Source organism: Georgenia faecalis, assembly GCF_003710105.1.
Taxonomy (GTDB): Bacteria; Actinomycetota; Actinomycetes; order Actinomycetales; family Actinomycetaceae; genus Georgenia_A; species Georgenia_A faecalis.
Genome location: NZ_CP033325.1, coordinates 2469056 through 2489498, shown reverse-complemented (window position 1 = coordinate 2489498; position 20443 = coordinate 2469056). Strand labels below are relative to the sequence as shown.

Below are 20443 nucleotides of genomic sequence, written 5' to 3'. Positions count from 1 at the left end.
TGATCTTGCAGAATCGCAGGGGCCGCGCCGCCGTCGGCGTCGTCGCCTGTGCGCGATGGGGGCGCCCGTGAACTCCCCGCGAATGGTCGCCGAGCCCCCCTGCGAGGTGGGTGGGCGGCGCCCGCCCGCTGACGGGTAGCGGTCTTACCGCCCGGCTCCCGCACTCCCGATAACGCGGTCTATGGGTGAGATCGCAGCGGCATAGGCACTGCGATGTCACCCATACGCGCCAGCCAGGGGGCAGGGCGGCGCCAGCGACCGCGTGGGGCGGGTCCGCTGCCGTGCCGGGGGGCTGCAGCGCTTCTGCAAGATCACGACGGCGTGGGCAGGCCCCGGGCGCCGTCCAGCGCTTCTGCAATGTCACCACGGGGTGGGGTGAGAGCGGGGTGGGGTGGGGCGTGGAGAACGACGAAGGGCCCGGCACCAGGTGCCGGGCCCTTCGACGTACGTGCGGGCCGATCACTCAGCCAGCGGTGGCGCTACTTGTTCCTGCGGCGCTCCGCCTCGGCGGCCTCACGCTCGGCGTCACGCTTGCCGGTCGAGATGGCGGCCGCCTCCTGGGCCTCGTCGAAGACGGACGGGACGGCGGTGCCGTCCTCGGCCTCGTCCTCGCGACCCGGGGTCCTGAGGTTCCACTTCTTGATGGCGAAGCGGAAGAGGAAGTAGTAGATGACGGCGTACACGAGGCCGATGAGGATGATCATCAGCGGCTGCTCCGCGATGCGGAAGTTGAGCAGGTAGTCGATCGCACCGGCCGAGAAGCTGAAGCCGGACCGGATGTCGAGCGCGTTGACCAACGCCAACGCGGTACCGGTGAGCAGCGCGTGGATGACGTACAGCGGGAACGCGACGTAGGCGAACGCGAACTCGAGGGGCTCGGTGATACCGGTGAGGAACGCCGTCAGGGCGACGGAGATCATGATGCCGCCGGTGATCTTGCGGCGCGAGGGCTTGGCCGTGTGCCAGATGGCCAGGGCCGCGGCCGGGAGCGCGAACATCATGATCGGGAAGAAGCCGGTCATGAAGATGCCCGCGGTCGGGTCGCCGTTGAGGAAGCGGGCGATGTCGCCCTGGTAGACCGTGCCGTCGTCGGACGTGAACGAACCGAACTGGAACCACGGCAGGCTGTTGAGCAGGTGGTGCAGGCCGAACGGGATGAGCAGGCGGTTGACCGTGCCGAAGACGAAGCCACCGAGGATGGAGTTGTCGGGGTTGGTCACCCAGTTGCCGAAGCCCGAGATGACGAAGTCGAAGGCGGGGTAGATGAGCGCGAAGAGCACCGCGATCAGCGTGGCCGTGGCCGCGGTGATGATCGGCACGAAGCGGCGCCCGCCGAAGAACGCCAGGTACGTGGGCAGCTTGATGCGGTAGAAGCGCTGGTACAGCAGGGCGGCGACGATACCGATGGTGATACCGCCGAGGACGCCGTAGTTGATCGTGTACGTCGGCGCGGCGCAGGCGAAGCCCGCGGGGTCGAGACCCGCGTCGGCGACGGCGCCGGCACAGCTGCCCTCCGCCTCCACACCGAACCGGGGGGCGAGCACCCGCAGGACGTTGGTGAAGACGAGGTAGCCGACGACGGCCGCGAGGCCGGTCGAGCCGTCGGACTTGCGGGCGAAGCCGATCGCCACACCGACTGCGAAGAGCAGCGGGAGGTTGTCGAGCAGGGCGCCACCGGCGGCGGCGAGGACCTCGGCGACCGGCTGGAGCCAGCCGAAGCCGTTGACGCCGGCGAGGCCGTCGGCACCGAGCATGTCCGGCTGGCCGAGACGGAGCAGGAGGCCGGCGGCGGGCAGTGCGGCGATGGGCAGCATGAGGGAACGTCCCACGCGCTGCAGTTGTGCGAAGCCCGGGATCGGCTTCTTCTCCTTCTTGGCTGGCGCCGAAGCGGCACCGGCTGTCGCTGCTGTCACGTCATGCTCCTCGGTGAGGTGTCCGGCCCTAGGCCGTATGGAGTGGGGCCCGGGTCGTTCCGGGCGGGCTACCTGGTAGACGTAAGTCGAGATGTCTGGACCAGTTGTGCTAACTAGATCGCTTGGCGATGCTAGGTGTCAAGCACATCACCGGGTGTCCGGTGGCGCGGAATTGTAACGATTCGGTGGCGACGCGGGTCGCCCGACGGAACAGGCAGGCGATGAAGTACGTCACGGTTCGGGAGTACCTCCGGGGTCTCATCTCCGACGGGCTCGAGATCGGGACCTCGATCCCGTCCGAGCGTGAGCTGTGCGAGTCGTTCGGCGTCTCCCGCATGACGGTCCGCCAGGCGGTGGACGCACTGGTCGTCGAGGGTCTCCTGGAGCGGATCCAGGGACGTGGGACTTTCGTCGCACAGCCCAAGGTCGACCTCCAGGCGCGGCTCACGGCGTTCGACGACGAGATGCGCCACCGCGGGATGGCCCCGGGCTCCGAGGTGCTCAGCGCCGACCGCACGTCGGCCCCGCCCGAGGTCGCAGCCGCGCTCGAGTGCGGCACGGACGAGGACGTCTACGTCGTGCGCCGGGTACGCCTCGCCGACGGGATCCCCATGGCGCTCGAGGAGAGCTGGACACCGGCCGCCATCCTCCCGGGCCCGGTCGACGCGGTGCCGCCGACCGACCTCCAGGCCACTCTCGCGGCCCAGGGCCTGACCCCCACGTGGGGCGAGGACACGATCGACGCCGTCACCGTCCGGGGCAAGGAGGCGAAGGCGCTGGGCATCTCCCCCGGGGCGGCCGGGCTGCGCATCTGCCGCCGCACCTTCAGCGGCGACATCGCCGTGGAGTACACCCGCTCCGTCTACCGGGGTGACCGGTACGCCCTGTGGGTGCCGGTGACCGCCCCCAGCGCTGCACTCGTCCCGCCGCGCCGGGTGATGAGCGTCGCACGACCGGACGTCGTCACGGCGGCCGTGGGGGAGGCGTCGTGAAGGACCTGCGTCGCATCCTCGCCGGACTGGGCGGCGTGGAGAACATCCGTGAGGTGGAGCCGTGCATCACCCGCCTGCGCGCCGAGGTGGCGGACCCCGCACTGGTGGACCGGGTGGCGCTGCGGGCGGCCGGCTGCCACGGCGTCGTCATCAACGGCCGCGTCGTCCAGGTGGTCGTCGGACCCGAGGTGGACGTGCTCGTCAGCGAGCTGGAGGACCTCACCTGGGCCGAGCGGGACTCGCAGGCGTGAGGGGCGCCCACCGTCGGCGCGCCCCCACGGGACGCATACGGGGATAAGGCCCGGCCTTCTCAGCCGACCTCGTCGATGAGGGTGAGGCAGAACGGGTGCCCCGCGGGGTCGGCGAAGACGAGGCAGTGGGCGGCGTTCGGCTGGTGCTCGTACCGCCGGGCGCCGGCCGCGACCACACGGGTGGCGGCGGTCTCGAGGTCGTCGACGAAGAAGTCGATGTGGACCAGCGCGGAGTCCTCGGGCCACCGGGGCGCCTGGTAGCCGCTCACGCCCATGAACTCCAGGCGCGCTCCCTCGCAGCGCATCGTCGCCCATTCGTCGTCGTGGACGAAGGTGACCTCGCCGCCGGTGATGGTGGCGTAGAAGGACGCCAGGGCGCCCGGCGACGGGCAGGCCAGCGTCGTCGAGCTGTACCGGATCCCGGTGGACATGCGGGCACGCTACCCGGCGCTCACCGTTGCCACCCGCGGACGGCAGAAGCGTTGCCACGGCTTGACACGGCGCCCCGCGGGACGGTCTCATCTAGTCGTCTGGACCAGCGGGTCCAGCAGACCGAGCGCGGCGGTGCACGGCGGGGAGCCGGGCCGTCACGAGACGCGGCCCCGCCGTGGATGAGGAGCACACACATGAGCAAGGCAGAGTCCATCCTCGCGGCACTCGGGGGCGACGAGAACATCATCGACCTCGAGGCCTGCATCACCCGTATCCGCGTCGAGGTCGAGGACCCCAGCCGGGTCAACGAGGCCGCGCTGCGCGCCGCCGGTGCGTTCGGTGTCGTCCAGCAGGGCTCGGCCGTCCAGGTCGTCGTCGGCCCCGAGGCCGACAACATCGTCGAGGACATCGAGGACCTTCGGTGACGTTGACCGTTCTGGCCCCCCTGTCCGGAACGGTCGTCGCCATGGCGGACGTGCCCGACCCGGTGTTCGCCGGGTCGCTCGTCGGCCCGGGCGTCGCCATCGACCCTGAGCGGTCCGGCCCGGTCGACGTCGTCGCGCCGGTCGCCGGGACGATCGTCAAGCTCCACCCGCACGCCTTCGTCATCCTCACGGACGAGGGCAAGGGCGTCCTCGTCCACCTCGGCCTCGACACCGTCCAGCTCGAGGGCGCCGGCTTCACGCTGCACGCCGCCGAGAAGGACGTCGTCGAGGTCGGGCAGAAGCTCGTCACGTGGGACCCGGCCGAGATCGAGGCGGGCGGGCGCTCGCCGGTCTGCCCCGTCGTCGGCCTCGAGGGCTCGGCCGAGGCGGTCCGCCTCAGCGTCGAGCCCGGTGCCACGGTGCGGGCGGCCGACGCGCTCCTCACGTGGGCCTGACCCCGTCCAGCGAGAGTCAGCGAGCCGGGACCGCGCACCTGCGGTCCCGGCTCGCTGCCGTGCTCCGCACCCCCGGCGCCGGGCTGCTCCTCGACCTGGACGGCACCCTCGTGGACTCCGAGCCCATGCAGCAGGCGGCCTTCCGCACCTACTTCGCGAGCCGCGGGTGGGACGTGGGGGACGACGTCGTCCACCAGTTCATGGGGCGGCGCGGGTACGAGTCGTTCGCTGCCCTCGACGGTCCCTGGCGCGGGGAGGACCCCTACGCGCTCACCGACGCCGTCATCGCCTGCATCGACGCCGAGGCGAACCCGCCCCAGCCGGTGGCCGGGGCGGCCGACGCGATCCGCGGCTGGCGCGCCCTCGGGCTGCCGGTCTCGCTGGTGACGTCGGCGCTGCGTCCCTGGGCGGAGAACGCCCTGGAGATCCTCGGGGTCCAGGACGTCGGCGTCGGCTTCGTCACCGCGGAGGACACCCCCGTCGGCAAGCCGTCGCCCGACCCGTTCCTCCTCGGCGCGGAGCGGCTCGGCGTCGACATCGCCCGCTGCGTCGCGGCCGAGGACTCCGTCGCCGGCGTGACCGCGGCGACGACGGCGGGCGCGGCTCTGGTCCTCGGCGTCATGACCAGCCTGGCCAGCGGCCCGCTCACCGAGGCCGGCGCGCACGCCGCGGTGGCCGACCTCACCGCCCTCGTCCCCGAGGGCTAGGCGCACGCGTCGACGGCGGCCGCTGACGTACCCCGGTACGACAGCGGCCGCCCTCACGCATCCTCGGTCGACGACGGGCGCGACGCCGGACCCGCACCCGCACGACGGCGGACCCACGGCGCGGGAGCCGACCTCCCACGCCGTGGTCTCGGGCTACCCGCGCGCGGCGCGGTCGCGGGCCTGCGCCTGCACCGCTCGCCGGACGGCGTCGCGGTCCTCGATGACGAGGCGGCGCAGGGCCGGCGGCGCGTCCGGGGCGGCCTCGAGCCAGGCGTCGGTGCGCGCGAGGACGTCGACGCCCAGCGACTCGAGCCCGGCGAGGAGGAACGGGTACAGCCCGGTGACGATCCCCTGGGCCATCTCGTTGGTCCGCTCCGCCCACACCCGCTCGAGGGAGTCGAAGTAGGGGTCGACGAACGGGACCAGGAGCGCGCGGTCGTGGACGTCGGCGAAGCCCGCGACGACCGCCTCCTGGAGCGCGTTGGGCAGCTCCTCCCGCTCGACGACGGAGGCCCAGACGCGCTCCTTCGCCTCCGCGGTCGGGACGATGGCCCGGGCGCGGGCGGCGGCGCGCTGCCCGTTCGCGGTGGCGTCCCGCTCGCTCTCCGCGGTGATCTCCTCCTCGCCGGCCCGGCCGCCGGCGACGAGGGCGGTGAGCAGGTCCCACCGCAGGTCGGTGTCGACGGCCAGCCCCTCGAGCGGGGCGGTGCCGTCGAGCAGCCCGGCCACCGCGTCCAGCTGGGCGGGCGTGGTCGCCTTGATGGCGAAGGAGCGGACGAGCTGCAGCTGCGCGTCCGACGCCGGCGCCGCGTCGCGCGCGAGCGCCCAGAGCCGGTCCGTCGCCCGCTCGGTGAGGGCGTGGCGGTCCTCGGGGGCGGTGTAGGAGGACAGCGCGAGGCTGAGCTGGCGCAGGAGCACCATGATGACCGTGGAGTCGGACTCGGCGGCGATGTTGGTGAGGACGAGCTCGATGAAGTCGCGCGCCGCCCACTCCCCGTCACGGGTCATGTCCCAGGCCGCCGACCACACCAGCGCGCGGGGGAGGGAGTCCTCGAAGGTCGCGAGGTGCTGCATGGCGACGGCGAGCGAGGCCTCGTCGAGGCGCACCTTGGCGTAGGCGAGGTCCTCGTCGTTGACGAGGATGAGGTCGGGCCGGCGACGCCCGGCGAGCTCGGGCACCTCGGTGCGCTCCCCGTCGACGTCGAGCTCGAGCCGCAGCGACCGGACGAGGCGCGGTGCGCCGTCGTCGCCGTCCGCGAGGTCGTAGCCGCCGACGACGAGACGGTGCGGGCGCAGCGTCGGGTGCTCCGCCGGCGCCTCCTGGGTGATGGCGAAGGACGTGATGACGCCGTCGTCGTCGACCTCGACCTGCGGGCGCAGCAGCGTGACCCCCGCCTGCTCGAGCCAGACCTGCGACCACGCCGTGAGGTCGCGGCCGCTCGTCGCCTCGAGCTCGGTGAGGAGGTCGGAGAGCTCGGTGTTGCCGAAGGCGTGCTTGGCGAAGTACGAGCGGACACCGGCGAGGAAGGCGTCCTGGCCCACCCACGCGACGAGCTGCTTGAGGACGGAGGCACCCTTGGCGTAGGTGATGCCGTCGAAGTTCACCTCGACGTCCTCGAGGTCGTTGATCTCCGCGACGATGGGGTGCGTCGAGGGCAGCTGGTCCTGGTTGTAGGCCCACGACTTCTCCAGCGTGGAGAACGTCGTCCACGCCGTCGTCCACCGGGTGGCCTCGGCGGTGGCCAGCGTCGAGGCGTACTCCGCGAAGGACTCGTTGAGCCAGAGGTCGTTCCACCAGCGCATGGTGACGAGGTCGCCGAACCACATGTGCGCGAGCTCGTGGAGGATCGTCACCGCCCGGCGCTCGACGAGGGCGTCGGTGACCTTCGAGCGGAACACGTAGTTCTCGACGATCGTGACGGCGCCCGCGTTCTCCATCGCGCCGGCGTTGAACTCGGGGACGAAGAGCTGGTCGTACTTGGCGAACGGGTACGGCCGGTCGAAGGCCGCCTCGAAGAAGGCGAAGCCCGCGCGGGTGATGTCGAGGACGTTGTCCGCGTCGAGGTGCTCGGCGAGGGAGGCGCGGCAGTACACCCCCAGCGGGATCGTCCGGCCGTCCGCGCTCGTGAGCTCACCGGTCTGGCGGTGGTAGGGGCCGGCGACGATGGCCGTGACGTAGCTGGAGAGCACCGGCGTCGGGGCGAAGGACCACCGCGCGGCGGCGGCGTCGGAGTCGGCGAGCACCTCGGGCTCCGGCGTCGGGGAGTTCGACACGACCGTCCAGTGCGCGGGTGCGAGGACGGTGAAGGCGAAGGTCGCCTTGAGGTCGGGCTGCTCGAACACCGCGAAGACGCGGCGGGAGTCGGCCACCTCGAACTGGCTGTAGAGGTAGACCTCGTCGTCGACCGGGTCGACGAAGCGGTGCAGCCCCTCCCCGGTGTGCATGTACCGGCAGTCGGCGACGACGACCACCTCGTTGTGCTCGGCGAGGCCGTCGAGGGCGATCCGCGAGCCGTCCCACGCGGCGACGTCGACCTGGCGGCCGTTGAGCTCGATCTCGTGGACGGCGTCGGCGATGAGGTCGAGGAACGTGCCAGCCCCCGGGACGGCGTCGAACCGGATGGTCGTGCGGGAACCGAACACCGCGTCACCGCGCAGGAGGTCGAGCTCGACGTCGTACGCGTGGGTGGTGACGATGCGGGCGCGTTCCTGGGCCTCGCTGCGGGTGAGGTTCTGACCGGGCACAGGTTCTCCTTCGTCGAGCGGCGCGCGCGGGCGCGCGGTGCAGGGTGCCCCGTGATCCTCCCACCGACGGCGTATGGACGGGGAAGGCAGGCGCCTCCCGGAGACCTGCGCCACTGATTCTGCGGGCGTCGTCGGCGTGTGTCGGTGAAGATGGGGGGATGAGCGACACGACGAGCACCGCCGACTTCTGGTTCGACCCGATCTGCCCCTGGGCGTGGATGACCTCGCGCTGGATGATGGAGGTGGAGAAGGTCCGCGACATCACCGTGCGGTGGCACATCATGAGCCTCGCCGTCCTCAACGAGGGCCGCGAGCTGCCGGCGGACTACCGTGAGGCCATGGACCGGGCGTGGGGACCGGCGCGCGTGGTCAACGCCGCCCGCGAGCTGCACGGCGAGGAGGTCGTCAAGCCGCTCTACGACGCGATCGGCACGCGCGTCCACCCGGGCGGGCGCGGCGCGGAGATGGAGCAGGTCATCGACGAGGCCCTCGCCGAGGTCGGGCTGCCCGCGGACCTCGCGCGGTACGCCACGTCCGACGAGTTCGACGACTCCCTGCGGGCGTCGCACCGCGAGGGCATCGAGCGGGTCGGTGAGGACGTCGGCACGCCCGTCGTCGCGTTCAACGGCACCGCGTTCTTCGGCCCGGTCATCACGCCCGCACCCAAGGGGGAGGAGGCCGGCCGGCTGTGGGACGGGTGCGTCCTCGTCGCCGGCGTCCCCGGCTTCTACGAGCTCAAGCGGACCCGGACCTCCGGCCCCGTCTTCGACTGAGCGCCCGGGTCGGGTCGCCCGCCCCTGTCCCGCCCGGTTCTGCTCCTCCGGGCGCCTCGCGTACGGTTTCGTCGGTCGAGCAGGAGGGCAGCACCGGGATGACGGGACGGCAGGGCGTGGCAGAACGGCAGCAGACGGCGGGCGCGCCGCGCCCGGGCAGGCGGCTCACCGGCGGGCAGATCGCGCTCATCGTGGTGGTCGTCGCGCTCGTGGGCGTCTTCCTCGCCCTCCTCGTCGGGCGGCTCACGGGCGACGTCGACCCGGACGGCGCCGCGACGCCGACGGGCACCGCGACGGCCGCAACCCCGGCCCCCACGGCCGACGACGAGGCCGGTTCCGACGCCGGGGAGCCCGTGATCTTCGCCATGCCCAGCGGCAACATCGTCTGCCAGATCTCGGTGGACGGCGCCGACTGCCTCATCCGCGACTTCACCTACGACCCCGTCGACGCGGCGTCGTGCGAGGGCGAGGCCGGGGCGCACCTGCGCGTGGGCGAGGACGGCGCGAGCATGCCGTGCGAGCCGCTGGCCATCGCGGGGGACGTGCCCGCCCTCGACTACGGCGAGTCGCGCGAGGCGCACGGCTACACCTGCACGAGCTCGCGGGAGGGCGTCACCTGCGAGCACGAGGAGTCCGGCCAGGGCTTCTCGCTCGCCCGCGCGGCGTACGAGCTCTTCTAGCCCCGGCCGCTGCGGGCAGGCCCGGGGTCGAACCCCCCGAGTTCGCTGGTCCGTGCCGAGTTCGCTAGTGAGAGCTAGCGAACTCGGCACGAACCGGCGAGCTCGGCAGGGCTGATCACCGAGGGCTGATGCTCACCGGCCCGGTCACCAGATGCGCACGCGCTCCTCCGGCGGCAGGTACAGCGCGTCGCTCGGCTGGACGTCGAATGCCTCGACGAACGTGTCGAGGTTGCGGACCACGCCGTTGCAGCGGAACTCGTTGGGGGAGTGCGGGTCGATCGACAGCAGCCGGATCACCTCGGCGTCGCGGGCCTTCTGCTGCCAGACGCGGCCCCACGAGTAGAAGATCCGCTGCAGGCCGGTGAGGCCGTCGACGACGGGTGCCTCGTCCAGCCCGGACAGTCCCCGCTTGCGCAGGGCGATCTCGTACGCCGTGATGGCGATCGCGAGACCGCCGAGGTCGCCGATGTTCTCCCCGATGGTGAGCGCCCCGTTGACGTGGTGCGACCCGTCCAGCTGGGCCGGCGAGAACGCGTCGTACTGGGCGATGAGTGCGCGGGTGCGCGACTCGAACTCCGCCCGGTCCTGCTCGGTCCACCAGTCCTGGAGCCGGCCGGTGCCGTCGTACTTGCTGCCCTGGTCGTCGAAGCCGTGACCGATCTCGTGGCCGATGACCGCGCCGATCCCGCCGTAGTTCCAGGCGTCGTCGGCCTCGGCGTCGAAGAACGGGGGCTGGAGGATCGCCGCCGGGAAGACGATCTCGTTCATCGTCGGGTTGTAGTAGGCGTTGACCATCTGCGGGGGCATGAACCACTCGTCGCGGTCCACCGGCTCCCCGAGCTTGGCGAGGTTGCGCTGGGTCTCGAAGTTCTCGGCCCGGCGCATGTTGCCGAGGAGGTCGGCCGGGTCGGTCTCCAGCGCGGAGTAGTCGCGCCACCGGTCCGGGTAGCCGATCTTCGGGGTGAAGGCCTCGAGCTTGTCCAGCGCCCGCCGCTTCGTCTCCTCGCCCATCCAGTCCAGCCCGGTGATGGACTCCCGGTAGGCCTCGATGAGGTTGTCGACGAGCTCGCGCATGCGGGCCTTGTGCTCGGGCGGGAAGTGCCGCTCGACGTAGATCTTCCCGACCGCCTCGCCCATCGCGCCCTCGACGAGCGCGACTCCGCGCTTCCAGCGCTCCCGCAGCTCGGGCGCACCGGTGAGCGTGCGGCCGTAGAAGTCGAAGTGCTCCTCGACGAACGCGGCCGGCAGGTACGGGGCGCGGGCGGAGACGACGTGCCACAGCAGCCACATGCGCAGCGAGTCGACGTCGAGCTCCTCCCACGCCGCGGCGAGGTGGGTGAGGTAGGACGGCATGCCGACGATGGCCTGGTCGGCGGCGCCGTCGGGCAGGTCCATCGACTCCCGCCAAAGGTCCCAGGGGAACCCGGGGGCGGACTCGACCACCTCGGCCCACGTGCGGGGGTTGTTGATGAGGTCGGCCTCGCGGGACTTCACCTTGTCCCAGTGGCCCGCGGCCAGCCGGGTCTCGACCGCCATGACCCGCTCCGCCGCGCCCATCGCCTCGTCCTCCGTGACGAGGCCGGAGAGCGCCAGCATGGCGGCCACGTGCGCGACGTAGGCCACGCGCGTCTGCGCGTGCGCGTCCTCGCGGTAGTAGGACTCGTCGGGCAGGCCGAGCCCGCCCTGCCAGAGGAAGACCGTGTACCGGTCCGGGTCGTTGAAGTCGTTGTCGACGAACAGGGCGGCCGCACCGCCCACGCCGGTCGTCCACAGCGAGCCCATGGCGCGCGCCAGGGCGTCCTTGTCGAGCGCGGCGGTGACGAGCTCGAGGTCCGGCTGGAGGGGGCCCGTGCCGAGGGCCTCGATGCGCTCCTCGGCCATGAAGGAGGCGTACAGGTCCCCGATCTGCTTGGCCTCACCAGTGACGGCGTCGTCGGCGGCGGCGTCGGTGATGATGTCGCGCACGCGCTGCTCGGACAGGTCGCGCAGGACCATGAAGGCCCCGTCGCGGGCGCGGTCGGCGGGGATCGTGTGCTCGCGGATGTACGTCCCGTTGATGAAGCGGTAGAGGTCGTCCTGGGGCCGGACCGTCCGGTCCATCGCGGCCTCGGCGCTCATGGGGGCACCCGTGGTGGTGGTGTCGTGGGTCATCGTCCGAACATACGCGCCCGCCCGCGCGAGGAACCAGCGCTCGGCAGGGAGCGGTCTCGCACGGCAGGATGGGGGCATGCGCATCCACATCGCTGCCGACCACGCCGGGTTCGAGCTCAAGGCCGCCCTCGTCGAGCACCTCGCGGCCGCGGGGCACGACGTCGTCGACCACGGCGCCGCCACCTACGACGCGCAGGACGACTACCCGTCGTTCTGCATCGCCGCCGGGGAGGCCGTGGTCGCGGACCCGGGCGCGCTGGCGATCGTCATCGGCGGCTCGGGCAACGGCGAGCAGATCGCCGCGAACAAGGTGCCCGGCGTGCGCGCGGCCCTCGCCTGGAACGAGGAGACCGCGCGCCTGGCCCGCGCGCACAACGACGCCAACGTCGTCTCGCTCGGGGCGCGCCAGCACTCGGTCGACGAGGCGATCGCCCTGGTGGAGACGTTCCTCGCCGAGCCGTTCAGCGGCGACCCGCGCCACCAGCGCCGGATCGACCAGGTGGCGGCGTACGAGGCCGGCCGCTAGCGAGCCCCCGCCGCTCGGCTAGAAGCCCCAGCTCGTCGCGGGCTCCACGGTCCAGCCGAACGCGGCCGACGCCGGCGCCAGGGCCCCCGGGACGAGCTCGCGCACGCGGCCCGCGTTGGCGAGCGCTCCGAGCGACGTGCCGCCCAGGTACGCGGCGCCGAGGTCGGCGACGTCGAGGGCCAGGTGCGCCGGCGCGTCGGTCCGCTCCACCTCGGCGCCCTCCGGGCCGCCGCGCAGGTGCCAGTGGCCGGTGTTGGCGGCCCGCAGGTCGTCCTGCACCGCGAGGACGACGTCGACCGTGCTCGGGTAGCGCCGCGCCGCGAGGGCGGCGGGCACGTCGAGCACGCGGATCCACACGTCGTCGACCATCGTGGGCTTCGCGGCGCGCAGGTCGCTGAGCTGGTGGACGAGGGCGTCGTCGGGGGCGAGCCACGGGGTCTCCACGCTCGCCATGAGGTCGAGGTCGGTGAGCGTGCCCCACAGCGCCCGCGCCGAGGCGGGGTCGAGCGCGACGGCCTCGCGGACGCGCACTGTCCCCTCCGCGACGTTCGTCGGCGACCACTTCTCGCTGCGCCGGAACAGGGCGTAGCCGCGCGGCTCGCCGTCCGCCGTCCGGACGACGGCGATGCGCAGGAGCTCGGCGTCGCGGCGCGCGGACGGCCAGTCGACGAGGTGGGACGCGCGCAGCGCGTCGGTGTCCCGGGTGATCCACCCGGGGCGGTCCACCGCGGTGTGCACCCGCTGGACGAGGTCGCCGTGCCGGGCGGGGTCGAGGGTGTCGAGCTCGACGACGAGGTCGGCGCTGCCCGGGACCTCGCGCAGCTCGGCGCCGCGGCCGAGGGTGAGCTTGAGGCCCTGCGTGGCGATGCCGTACCCGTAGCGGCCGTAGATGCCCACCTCCGCGGCGTTGAGGGCCGAGAGGACCTCCCCGCGGGCGATGGAGCGCTCGAGGTGAGTGGTGAGCATCGCCCGCGCCAGGCCCCGGCGGCGGTGCCCGGGGTGGACGCCCACCCACGTGAGGCCGGCGGTGGGCAGCCGCGCACCGCCGGGGACCGGCAGCGCGAACGCGTAGGAGGCGTGCACCGCGGCGAGGCGGCGCGCGCCGGGGTCCCGCTCGTCCCACACGCCGACGACCCGCCCGGGCTCCAGGTCCCACACGACCGCCGAGCGGTCCTCGGGGGCGATGTCGAAGGCGAACGCCCAACGGTCGAGGTCGATGATCGCGTCGCGGTCGGCGACGGTGTCGAGCTCGGCCAGGCGGTAGCCGTCGGGCACGGGCGTGGTGACGACGGCGCCGTCGACGGTGGGGTGGGAGGTCATGCCGACGAGGATGTCAGCCGCGCCCGGTGCCTGGCCAACGCTTTACCGGTGCGCCGTCAGCGGCGTCGGCCGGTGAGGGCCGCGACGGCCACCGCGAGGGGGACGAGGACGACGACGAGCAGGGGCACGACGGCCAGGGCGGCGACGGCGAGGGCCATGACGGCGCCCTGGGCGAGCCAGCGCCCGTGCCCGCCGAGCGGCTCCTCCCCGGCGAGGACCTGGGCGCGCGCGGCCTCGCCCCCGGCGCTGACGAGGAGGCGACGCCAGGTCCGCGCGCGCAGCACCTCGCTGACGGCGGTGCAGCCGAGCCACGAGGCGCCGGCGACGGCGGCCAGCGCCAGGTGCGTCCCCGCGGCGGCGCCGGCGGGCAGGACGAAGGAGACCGCGAGGGCCGCGAGGGGCGCCAGGGCCGCGGTCGTGAGCGAGGCGGTCACCACGGCGGTGGCCTCACCGCCGCGGGCCTGCAGGGCACCCGCGACGAGGACGCCGAGGCCGGCGACGACGGCCCAGCCCGCCACGGTCGCCCCGGTCACGGCCAGGCTCAGGCCGATCCCGGCGGTGAGGGTCCCGGCGACGAGCGCGACAGCGAGGACCGCCGCGGCGACGGCAGCGGTGATGGAGGCCGTGCGGGCGGCGCGCTCGCGGGCAGCGACCACCAGCTCCCGGATGTCGGTGTGCTCGTGGGGCACCGAGGAGTCGCAGTGGGCGCAGCCTCCGGTGCTCGCGGGGGCGGGGGGCGTGACGTGGTCGCTCATCTCGGCACCGATCCTACGGGCCGCGGCTGGGCGGCCGACGGCGGTGGCGCCGCCCGCCCGCGGCGTCGATCATGGTCCGGTGACCACGTCCGACCTCACCGAGCACGTGCTCGACGTCGTCGACCGCGTGCCGCCCGGGCGGGCGACGACCTACGGGCTCGTGGCCGAGGCGGTGCGCGGGAGCACGGGGCGCGGCGGAGCCCGGCACGTGGGTTCGATCATGGCCCGGGTGGGTGCGGAGGTGCCCTGGTGGCGCGTCGTCCGGGCCGACGGCAGCCTCCCGCCCGCCCTGCGTGAGCGGGCGGCCACGCGGTACCGCGCCGAGGGCACGCCGCTCGTCGCCGACGGCAGCCGTGTCGACCTGGCCCGCGCGCTGTGGGACCCCGTGGAGGAGGAGGACCATGCCTGAGGGCCACACCGTCCACCGGCTCGCGCTGGCGTTCGTCGAGCTCTTCGGCGGCCAGCACCTGGGCGTGAGCTCGCCCCAGGGGCGGTTCGCTGCGGGGGCGGCGCAGCTCGACGGGCGCCCGCTGGTGCGGACGGAGGCGCACGGCAAGCAGCTCTTCCTCGGCTTCGGCGATGCCGGCGCCGCGGGGGAGGCGGGCGACGGGGCCGGCGTCGCGGGCGACGGGGCCGGCGCCGCCGCGGGCACCCCGGACGCCGAGCTGCGCTGGCTGCGCGTGCACCTGGGCCTGTACGGCTCCTGGACGTTCGCCGGGGACACCACCTTCGCCGGCCCGCACGCCATCGGCGCGCCCCGTCGGCGGGTGGCGGAGGAGGAGCGCGCGCTGCCCGGGGGAGCCGCCGTCGACCCGGACGAGTGGTCGCCGCCGGAGCCGCGGGGGGCAGTGCGGGTGCGGCTCGTGGGCCGGCACGGCGTCGCCGACCTCACCGGCCCCACCGCGTGCGAGGTGGTGACGGCGGCGGAGAAGGCGGCGGTGCAGGCACGGCTCGGACCGGACCCCCTGCGCCCCGACGGCGACGTCGAGGCGTTCGTCGCCGGCGTCCGCGCGCGACGGCGGCCGGTGGGTGAGCTCCTCATGGACCAGGCGGTCATCGCAGGGGTGGGCAACATCTACCGCGCCGAGGTGCTCTACCGGGCCCGCGTGCACCCCCGGCGCCTGGGCCGGGACGTCCCGGCCGCGCGGCTGCGGGAGATGTGGGCGGACACCGCCGCCCTCATGGCCGACGGCGTGGCGGTGGGACGGATCCGCACCACCCGGCCCGAGCACCGGCACGGGGACGAGGAGCCCTGGTACGTCTACCACCGCACCGGTCTGCCGTGCCTGGTCTGCGGGGCCACGGTGGTCGACGCCGAGATGGCGGGGAGGCGCGCGTACTGGTGCCCGCGCTGCCAGCGCGCGCCGCGCCGCTGACGGGACGTGCCGCTGAGCGCACCACGCTCGGGCTGGCGGCCGGCGAGTGCGCCGGGGTGACCACCACGCGATCGGCCTGCCCGGCAAGATCTACGTCGCCGAGATGGTCGCCGACCGTGTGTCAGTGATCTCCTGGCACGGCCGGGTGTCCACGGTGGCCTCGCTCACCCAGCCCGGCGGGGCGCTGCCGGCGACCCGCCCTCACCGGCGTCCTCAGATGTACAGCGCCGGGTCCGCGTGGGGGTCGATGCCGGAGACCCGGGTGCGCACGGCACCCGGCACGCCCACGGCGACCGCACCGGCGGGAACGTCCTTGACGATCACCGCGTTGGCCCCGATGCGGGCGCCGTCGCCGATGACGACCGGTCCGAGCACCTTCGCCCCCGCCCCGATGACGACCCGGTCGCCGACGGTCGGGTGCCGCTTGCCGTGGGTCATCGACCGCCCGCCGAGCGTGGTCCCGTGGAACATGACGACGTCCTCGCCGACCACCGCCGTCTCCCCGATGACCACGCCCATCCCGTGGTCGATGAACAGCCGGCGCCCCAGCACCGCGCCCGGGTGGATCTCCACGCCGGTGAACGCCCGGGCGGCCTGCGACAGGAGCCGCGCCGGCAGCTTGAGCACTGGCCCGGCGTGCCACATCCGGTGGGCGATCCGGTGCAGCCACAGGGCGTGCACACCGGGGTAGCCGAGCGCCACCTCGAGGCTGGTGCGCGCCGCGGGGTCGCCGCGGCGCGCGGCCTCGAGGTCCTCACGCAGGAGGTCACGCAGGGGGACCGGGGAGTGGTGCACGTCAGTCCATGAACTCGGCGTAGAGCGGGGTGGTGAGGTAGCGCTCGCCGAAGTCGGGGACGACGACGACGATCGTCTTGCCCGCCATCTCCGGACGGGCCGCGACCTGGAGCGCGCCGGCGACGGCTGCCCCGGAGGAGATCCCGGCGAGGATGCCCTCGGACGTGGCGAGCTCGCGCGCCGTCGCCATGGACGTCTCGGCGTCGATGTCGATGACCTCGTCGTAGATGCTCGTGTCGAGCACCGGGGGGACGAAGTTGGCGCCGATGCCCTGGATCTTGTGCGGCCCGGGCTGCCCGCCGTTGAGGATGGGGGACTCGGCGGGCTCGACGGCCACGAGCCGGATGTCGGGCTTGCGCTCGCGGAGCACCTGGCCCACGCCGGTGATGGTGCCACCGGTGCCGATCCCGGCGACGACGACGTCGACCGCGCCGTCGGTGTCCGCCCAGATCTCCTCCGCCGTCGTGCGGCGGTGGATGGCCGGGTTGGCCTCGTTGGCGAACTGGCGCGCGAGGATGGCGCCCGGGCGCTCGGCGACGATCTGCTCGGCCTGGGCCACCGCGCCCTTCATGCCCTCCGCGCCCGGGGTGAGGACGAGCTCGGCGCCGTAGGCCCGCAGCAGCGCGCGGCGCTCCTTGCTCATCGTCTCGGGCATGGCGAGGACGACGTCGTAGCCGCGCGCCGCTCCCACCATGGCCAGGGCGATACCGGTGTTGCCCGAGGTGGCCTCGACGATGGTGCCGCCCGGCGGCAGCTCGCCCGACGCCTCGGCGGCGTCGACGATGGCGACGCCGATGCGGTCCTTGACGGAGTTCGCGGGGTTGTAGAACTCGAGCTTGGCGAGCACGGTCGCCTGCGAGTCCTTGGTGATGGTGTTGAGGCGGACGAGGGGGGTGCGCCCGATGAGCTGGGTGACGTCGTCGTAGATCCTGGCCATGGTTGCCGTCCTTGGGTCGGTGGTGCGCGGGGGCGATGGCGCGGGCCGCGCCGAGGTCCGGAGCGCCTGGCATGCGGTGAGACCGCACGCTTGTGCCGGGCGCTCTACGGACAGGATCGGGAGGAGGACGCGCAGGCGGCGAACGTGCTCATGGCGGCGCCCTCCTCTCGACGAGTCCTTGAAGCCTAAACTACGTCGTTTCGATCATCAGCGCTGGCTGTGCGCCTCCTGCCGGGTCCGCTCCGCGAAGGTGTTGAGCAGCGCGGCGCCGGTCGCGGCGTCGTCCACCGTGACGACAAGGCGGCGCCCACCGGTCTGCTCGACGGCGATCGCCTCGCCCTTGCGGACGACGATGCCGACCGTCCCGGACACCGCCGTGCGCAGCCCCCAGCCGCCGAACTCCGCGAACGGCCGGACCTGGGTGACGTCGGCGCGCTCGACCTCGGAGGCGGGTACGTGATGCCGCGGCCAGCCGAGGGCGCCGCGTGCGGTGAGGCCCCGCGCGTCGACCTGGACCTGCCAGGTGGTCATCGTGAGCATGAGCACCACCACCGGCGCGAGCGTGACGACGAGGAGCACGGTGTCGGTGAGGAGCCACACGCCGATGCCGAGCGCGCCCGCGGCGAGGGCGAGCACCCAGGTGGTGGTCGTGCCGATCCCGGAGACGCTGCGCACCCACACCGCGCGCTGCCCCTCGGGCAGATCGGCGGTCGGGACTCCGGCGGGCAGCGCGCCGGTGGCGGGCTGGGCCGGGTCGCTTCCGGCGAGCGCGCCCGCCAGGGCGCCGAGGGCGACGGCGGCGAGGAGGGTGAGCGTCATCCCGGTGTCGGGGGAGGCGGCCTCGGTGGCCGTCGGGACGTCGACCTGGACGAGGACGGTGGTGAGCGCCATCCCCGCGAACAGCGTCGCGAGAGCGACCGCGAGGCCGAGGACCATCCGCCGGTTGATGGCCTGGCGCCCGGTGAGCACCGCGAACGCGCCCAGGACGACGAGGGAGAGCCCGCCGATGACGGCCATCGGGGCGATGAGCTCGCCGACGGTTCCCGTGCGGTCGACGCCGTCCAGGCCCCAGTGGACGGCGACCGGGTCGGGCAGCCGTGGCACGAGAGCGGCGATGGCGGCCCACGCCGCCGCGGTGATGGCGGCGGGGACGACGACGCCGAGCAGCCAGGCGCGGCGGCGGTGGGGAAGGGGTGTGGTGCTCATCGGTTCTCCTCCGTGGAGCTCAGCATGGCGGCGACCGCGGACAGCGGGAGCCCGAGGGCGGCGGCCTCGCGTCGGACGTTCTCGAGCGCGCCCACCAGCGGCGCGTAGTACTCGGCGCCCCGCGCGGTGACGACGGCGCCGCGCCCGCGGCGCAGCTCGAGCAGCCCTTCGTCGCGGAGCAGCTGGTAGGCGTGCAGGACGGTGTGCGGGTTGATGTCGAGCGACTCGGCGAGGTCGCGCGCCGACGGCAGGCGCTCGCCGCTGGTGAGGGTGCCGGCGACGACGCCGGCACGTACCTGGGTGGCGAGCTGCTCGAAGAGCGGCAGGGGTGAGGCGGGATCGACGCGGAGCAGCATGCGGCAACACTATTGTTCTAGTGCAACTAGCGCAACTTCCCGGTGTGTGGATGTTGGCGAACGCGGCCCCGTGCGACGCCCGGGCTCATGCCGGGCGCTCGACGACCGTGGAACCGGCCTCCGTCACGGTCGCGGCACCGCCCGTGAGCGCCGCGAGGGACGAGCCCAGGGCGGCGCCGTCGGCGGCGGCGAGCGTGAGGCGCACCTGGGTGCCGTAGGCGACGTGGTGGACGGTGACGCCCTGGCCCCGCAGCTCGGCCTCGACGCGGCCTGCGTCGGCGTGCGGCAGGTCGACGGACCACAGCCCGTAACGCTCGAGCACGACGACCGGAGCGGCGGCGAGGGCCTCGCGGACCGCGTCGGAGTAGGCGCGCACGAGCCCGCCGGTCCCCAGCTTGACGCCGCCGAAGTAGCGCGTGACGACGGCGGCGACGTCGACGAGGCCGCTGCCCCGGAGCACCTCGAGCATGGGCATCCCGGCGGTACCGGCCGGCTCGCCGTCGTCGGAGGAGCGCTCGACGAGGTTCGCGCCCGGGACCCGGACGACGAACGCGGAGCAGTGGTGGCGCGCGTCCGGGTAGGCGGCGCGCGCCTCGGTGACGAGCGCGCGGGCGGCGGGCTCGTCGTCGGCCCGGCGCACCCACGTGATGAACCGGGACCGGCGCACCTCCAGCTCGTGGGTGAGCGTGGCGCCGCGGGCGAGCGTGCGCGGGTCGGCCATGGGCCCGAGTATCCCGGCCGGGGGAGCGGGGCGGGCAATCTCACAGGTGCGGGACGGGGCCAGGTTCGTCATCCGGGGCCGGGTCGTGGCAAGATATGGGACGGCAATCGTCCGACCACGAAAGGAGGGGTGAGGGCACATGGCAGTTCCGAAGCGCAAGATGTCCCGCAGCAACACCCGCTCTCGCCGGTCCCAGTGGAAGGCTCAGCTCACCGAGCTCGTCGCCGTTCGCGTCCAGGGCCGTGAGATCCGGGTGCCGCGGCGCCTGGCCAAGGCATACCAGAAGGGGATGCTCGTCGAGGACTGACCCTCGCCGGCTCCACCTGACGAACGGCCGCCACCTCATCCGAGGGGGCGGCCGTTGTGTCGTTCCTCACGCTCCTGGCCTGCCCGTGGTGGTCGTGCAGAAGCGCTGACGCCGCTCGGCGGCCCCCGCGGACCCACGGCCCAGGGTCATCGGGTGCTGCGCCGGCCCTCGATCGGGCCGCGCCTGCGTGCGGGCACGCGCGCTGCGTGGGCTCGCGCGCCCAGGGGCACAGTGGTCGGGGTGGCGGGATTCGAACCCACGGCCTTCCGCTCCCAAAGCGGATGCGCTACCAAGCTGCGCTACACCCCGTCGCCCGCGAGTCTAGGCCAGCGTCGCGGGCGCGGTTCACACCCCGCGGGGCGCTACACTGAGGCGTTGCTCCGGCCCCAGTGGCCGGTGCGCGCGGGTGTAGCTCAATGGTAGAGCCTCTGCCTTCCAAGCAGATGGTGCCGGTTCGATCCCGGTCACCCGCTCCGAGCGGCACCGTCGCCGCTGGTCTGCGCCGCCCGGTCACGCGCTGCCCGGCCGAGCGGCTCGCCAGGCCGTGCCACCTCTGCTGTCCGCCGCCCCGGCCGGCCCGTCAGTCACCGGGCGATGCCTCGGCGGCGCCCGCCGCCTCA

Annotated in this window: 22 protein-coding genes and 2 tRNA genes; 12 read left to right on the top strand and 12 right to left on the bottom strand. The window is 73.7% G+C overall.

Annotated elements, in window-relative coordinates:
• Positions 1–479: 479 nt before the first annotated feature.
• Entirely contained in the window at positions 480–1913 is a 1434-nt protein-coding gene (locus EBO36_RS10865) for a PTS transporter subunit EIIC (RefSeq protein WP_241236865.1), read from the bottom strand.
• Positions 1914–2134: 221 nt separating this feature from the next.
• Here EBO36_RS10865 and EBO36_RS10860 point away from each other — a divergent pair, with 221 nt between their 5' ends.
• Together EBO36_RS10860 and EBO36_RS10855 are read left to right on the top strand one after the other, a co-directional pair.
• A complete protein-coding gene (locus tag EBO36_RS10860) occupies positions 2135–2905 on the top strand; it encodes a GntR family transcriptional regulator (RefSeq protein WP_122824634.1) in 771 nt (256 codons plus the stop codon).
• The gene (locus EBO36_RS10855; protein ID WP_122824633.1) at positions 2902–3156 is read left to right on the top strand and encodes a PTS sugar transporter subunit IIB; all 255 of its coding nucleotides are present in this window, start codon (positions 2902–2904) and stop codon (positions 3154–3156) included. Before EBO36_RS10860 ends, EBO36_RS10855 begins: the two co-directional genes overlap by 4 nt.
• 59 nt (positions 3157–3215) lie before the next feature.
• On the opposite strand, the gene EBO36_RS10850 is transcribed toward EBO36_RS10855, so the two are convergent.
• Positions 3216–3587: a VOC family protein gene (locus EBO36_RS10850; protein WP_122824632.1), complete on the bottom strand. Its 372-nt coding sequence runs from the start codon at positions 3585–3587 to the stop codon at positions 3216–3218.
• A gap of 195 nt (positions 3588–3782) precedes the next feature.
• Here EBO36_RS10850 and EBO36_RS10845 point away from each other — a divergent pair, with 195 nt between their 5' ends.
• From EBO36_RS10845 to EBO36_RS10835, 3 genes are read left to right on the top strand one after another with little or no spacing between them, the layout of a single operon-like run.
• On the top strand, positions 3783–4013 hold the full coding sequence (locus tag EBO36_RS10845; protein ID WP_122824631.1) for a PTS sugar transporter subunit IIB: 231 nt from the start codon (positions 3783–3785) through the stop codon (positions 4011–4013).
• The gene (locus tag EBO36_RS10840) at positions 4010–4468 is read left to right on the top strand and encodes a PTS sugar transporter subunit IIA (protein ID WP_122824630.1); all 459 of its coding nucleotides are present in this window, start codon (positions 4010–4012) and stop codon (positions 4466–4468) included. The genes EBO36_RS10845 and EBO36_RS10840 overlap by 4 nt, the downstream gene beginning before the upstream one ends.
• Before the next feature lie 59 nt (positions 4469–4527).
• Entirely contained in the window at positions 4528–5175 is a 648-nt protein-coding gene (locus tag EBO36_RS10835; RefSeq protein ID WP_164471442.1) for an HAD family hydrolase, read from the top strand.
• A 153-nt stretch (positions 5176–5328) separates the two neighbouring features.
• Here the strand turns inward: EBO36_RS10835 and pepN are convergent, their stop codons facing one another.
• Positions 5329–7920, bottom strand: coding sequence for an aminopeptidase N (gene pepN / locus EBO36_RS10830; RefSeq protein ID WP_122824628.1), 2592 nt, complete (start codon positions 7918–7920; stop codon positions 5329–5331).
• A gap of 158 nt (positions 7921–8078) precedes the next feature.
• Between pepN and EBO36_RS10825 the strand changes: the two genes are divergently transcribed.
• Positions 8079–8693, top strand: coding sequence for a mycothiol-dependent nitroreductase Rv2466c family protein (locus EBO36_RS10825; protein WP_122824627.1), 615 nt, complete (start codon positions 8079–8081; stop codon positions 8691–8693).
• A gap of 116 nt (positions 8694–8809) precedes the next feature.
• Complete coding sequence (locus EBO36_RS10820) at positions 8810–9373, top strand: hypothetical protein (protein WP_164471441.1); 564 nt, start codon at positions 8810–8812, stop codon at positions 9371–9373.
• A 144-nt stretch (positions 9374–9517) separates the two neighbouring features.
• Here the strand turns inward: EBO36_RS10820 and EBO36_RS10815 are convergent, their stop codons facing one another.
• Entirely contained in the window at positions 9518–11524 is a 2007-nt protein-coding gene (locus EBO36_RS10815; protein WP_122824625.1) for a M13 family metallopeptidase, read from the bottom strand.
• A 76-nt stretch (positions 11525–11600) separates the two neighbouring features.
• On the opposite strand from EBO36_RS10815, the gene EBO36_RS10810 reads away from it, so the two are divergent.
• Positions 11601–12050, top strand: a complete 450-nt coding sequence (locus EBO36_RS10810; protein WP_122824624.1) for a ribose-5-phosphate isomerase — start codon at positions 11601–11603, stop codon at positions 12048–12050.
• An 18-nt stretch (positions 12051–12068) separates the two neighbouring features.
• Here EBO36_RS10810 and EBO36_RS10805 read toward each other — a convergent pair whose 3' ends face one another.
• Positions 12069–13370 (bottom strand): GNAT family N-acetyltransferase, encoded by a 1302-nt coding sequence (locus tag EBO36_RS10805; protein WP_122824623.1) that lies wholly within the window; start codon positions 13368–13370, stop codon positions 12069–12071.
• A 56-nt stretch (positions 13371–13426) separates the two neighbouring features.
• Positions 13427–14125, bottom strand: coding sequence for a hypothetical protein (locus tag EBO36_RS10800; protein WP_164471250.1), 699 nt, complete (start codon positions 14123–14125; stop codon positions 13427–13429).
• Positions 14126–14204: 79 nt separating this feature from the next.
• On the opposite strand from EBO36_RS10800, the gene EBO36_RS10795 reads away from it, so the two are divergent.
• Both EBO36_RS10795 and EBO36_RS10790 read left to right on the top strand, forming a co-directional pair.
• On the top strand, positions 14205–14534 hold the full coding sequence (locus tag EBO36_RS10795; protein WP_241236864.1) for an MGMT family protein: 330 nt from the start codon (positions 14205–14207) through the stop codon (positions 14532–14534).
• The gene (locus EBO36_RS10790) at positions 14527–15501 is read left to right on the top strand and encodes an Fpg/Nei family DNA glycosylase (RefSeq protein WP_122824621.1); all 975 of its coding nucleotides are present in this window, start codon (positions 14527–14529) and stop codon (positions 15499–15501) included. Before EBO36_RS10795 ends, EBO36_RS10790 begins: the two co-directional genes overlap by 8 nt.
• Before the next feature lie 213 nt (positions 15502–15714).
• Here EBO36_RS10790 and epsC read toward each other — a convergent pair whose 3' ends face one another.
• The 5 genes from epsC to EBO36_RS10765 all read right to left on the bottom strand — a co-directional run bounded on the left by epsC (position 15715) and on the right by EBO36_RS10765 (position 19516).
• Entirely contained in the window at positions 15715–16296 is a 582-nt protein-coding gene (gene epsC, locus EBO36_RS10785) for a serine O-acetyltransferase EpsC (RefSeq protein WP_122824620.1), read from the bottom strand.
• Position 16297: 1 nt separating this feature from the next.
• Positions 16298–17233, bottom strand: coding sequence for a cysteine synthase A (gene cysK / locus EBO36_RS10780; RefSeq protein ID WP_122824619.1), 936 nt, complete (start codon positions 17231–17233; stop codon positions 16298–16300).
• 207 nt (positions 17234–17440) lie between these two features.
• Positions 17441–18439: a DUF1648 domain-containing protein gene (locus EBO36_RS10775; protein ID WP_122824618.1), complete on the bottom strand. Its 999-nt coding sequence runs from the start codon at positions 18437–18439 to the stop codon at positions 17441–17443.
• Positions 18436–18795: a GntR family transcriptional regulator gene (locus tag EBO36_RS10770; protein ID WP_122824617.1), complete on the bottom strand. Its 360-nt coding sequence runs from the start codon at positions 18793–18795 to the stop codon at positions 18436–18438. The genes EBO36_RS10775 and EBO36_RS10770 overlap by 4 nt, the downstream gene beginning before the upstream one ends.
• An 85-nt stretch (positions 18796–18880) precedes the next feature.
• Positions 18881–19516, bottom strand: a complete 636-nt coding sequence (locus tag EBO36_RS10765) for an IMPACT family protein (protein WP_122824616.1) — start codon at positions 19514–19516, stop codon at positions 18881–18883.
• 139 nt (positions 19517–19655) lie between these two features.
• Between EBO36_RS10765 and rpmF the strand changes: the two genes are divergently transcribed.
• Positions 19656–19823 (top strand): 50S ribosomal protein L32, encoded by a 168-nt coding sequence (gene rpmF / locus EBO36_RS10760; protein ID WP_122824615.1) that lies wholly within the window; start codon positions 19656–19658, stop codon positions 19821–19823.
• A gap of 232 nt (positions 19824–20055) precedes the next feature.
• On the opposite strand, the gene EBO36_RS10755 is transcribed toward rpmF, so the two are convergent.
• A tRNA-Pro gene (locus EBO36_RS10755) sits at positions 20056–20132 on the bottom strand.
• A 93-nt stretch (positions 20133–20225) separates the two neighbouring features.
• Between EBO36_RS10755 and EBO36_RS10750 the strand changes: the two genes are divergently transcribed.
• Positions 20226–20296 (top strand) — tRNA-Gly (locus EBO36_RS10750).
• Positions 20297–20443: the final 147 nt, after the last annotated feature.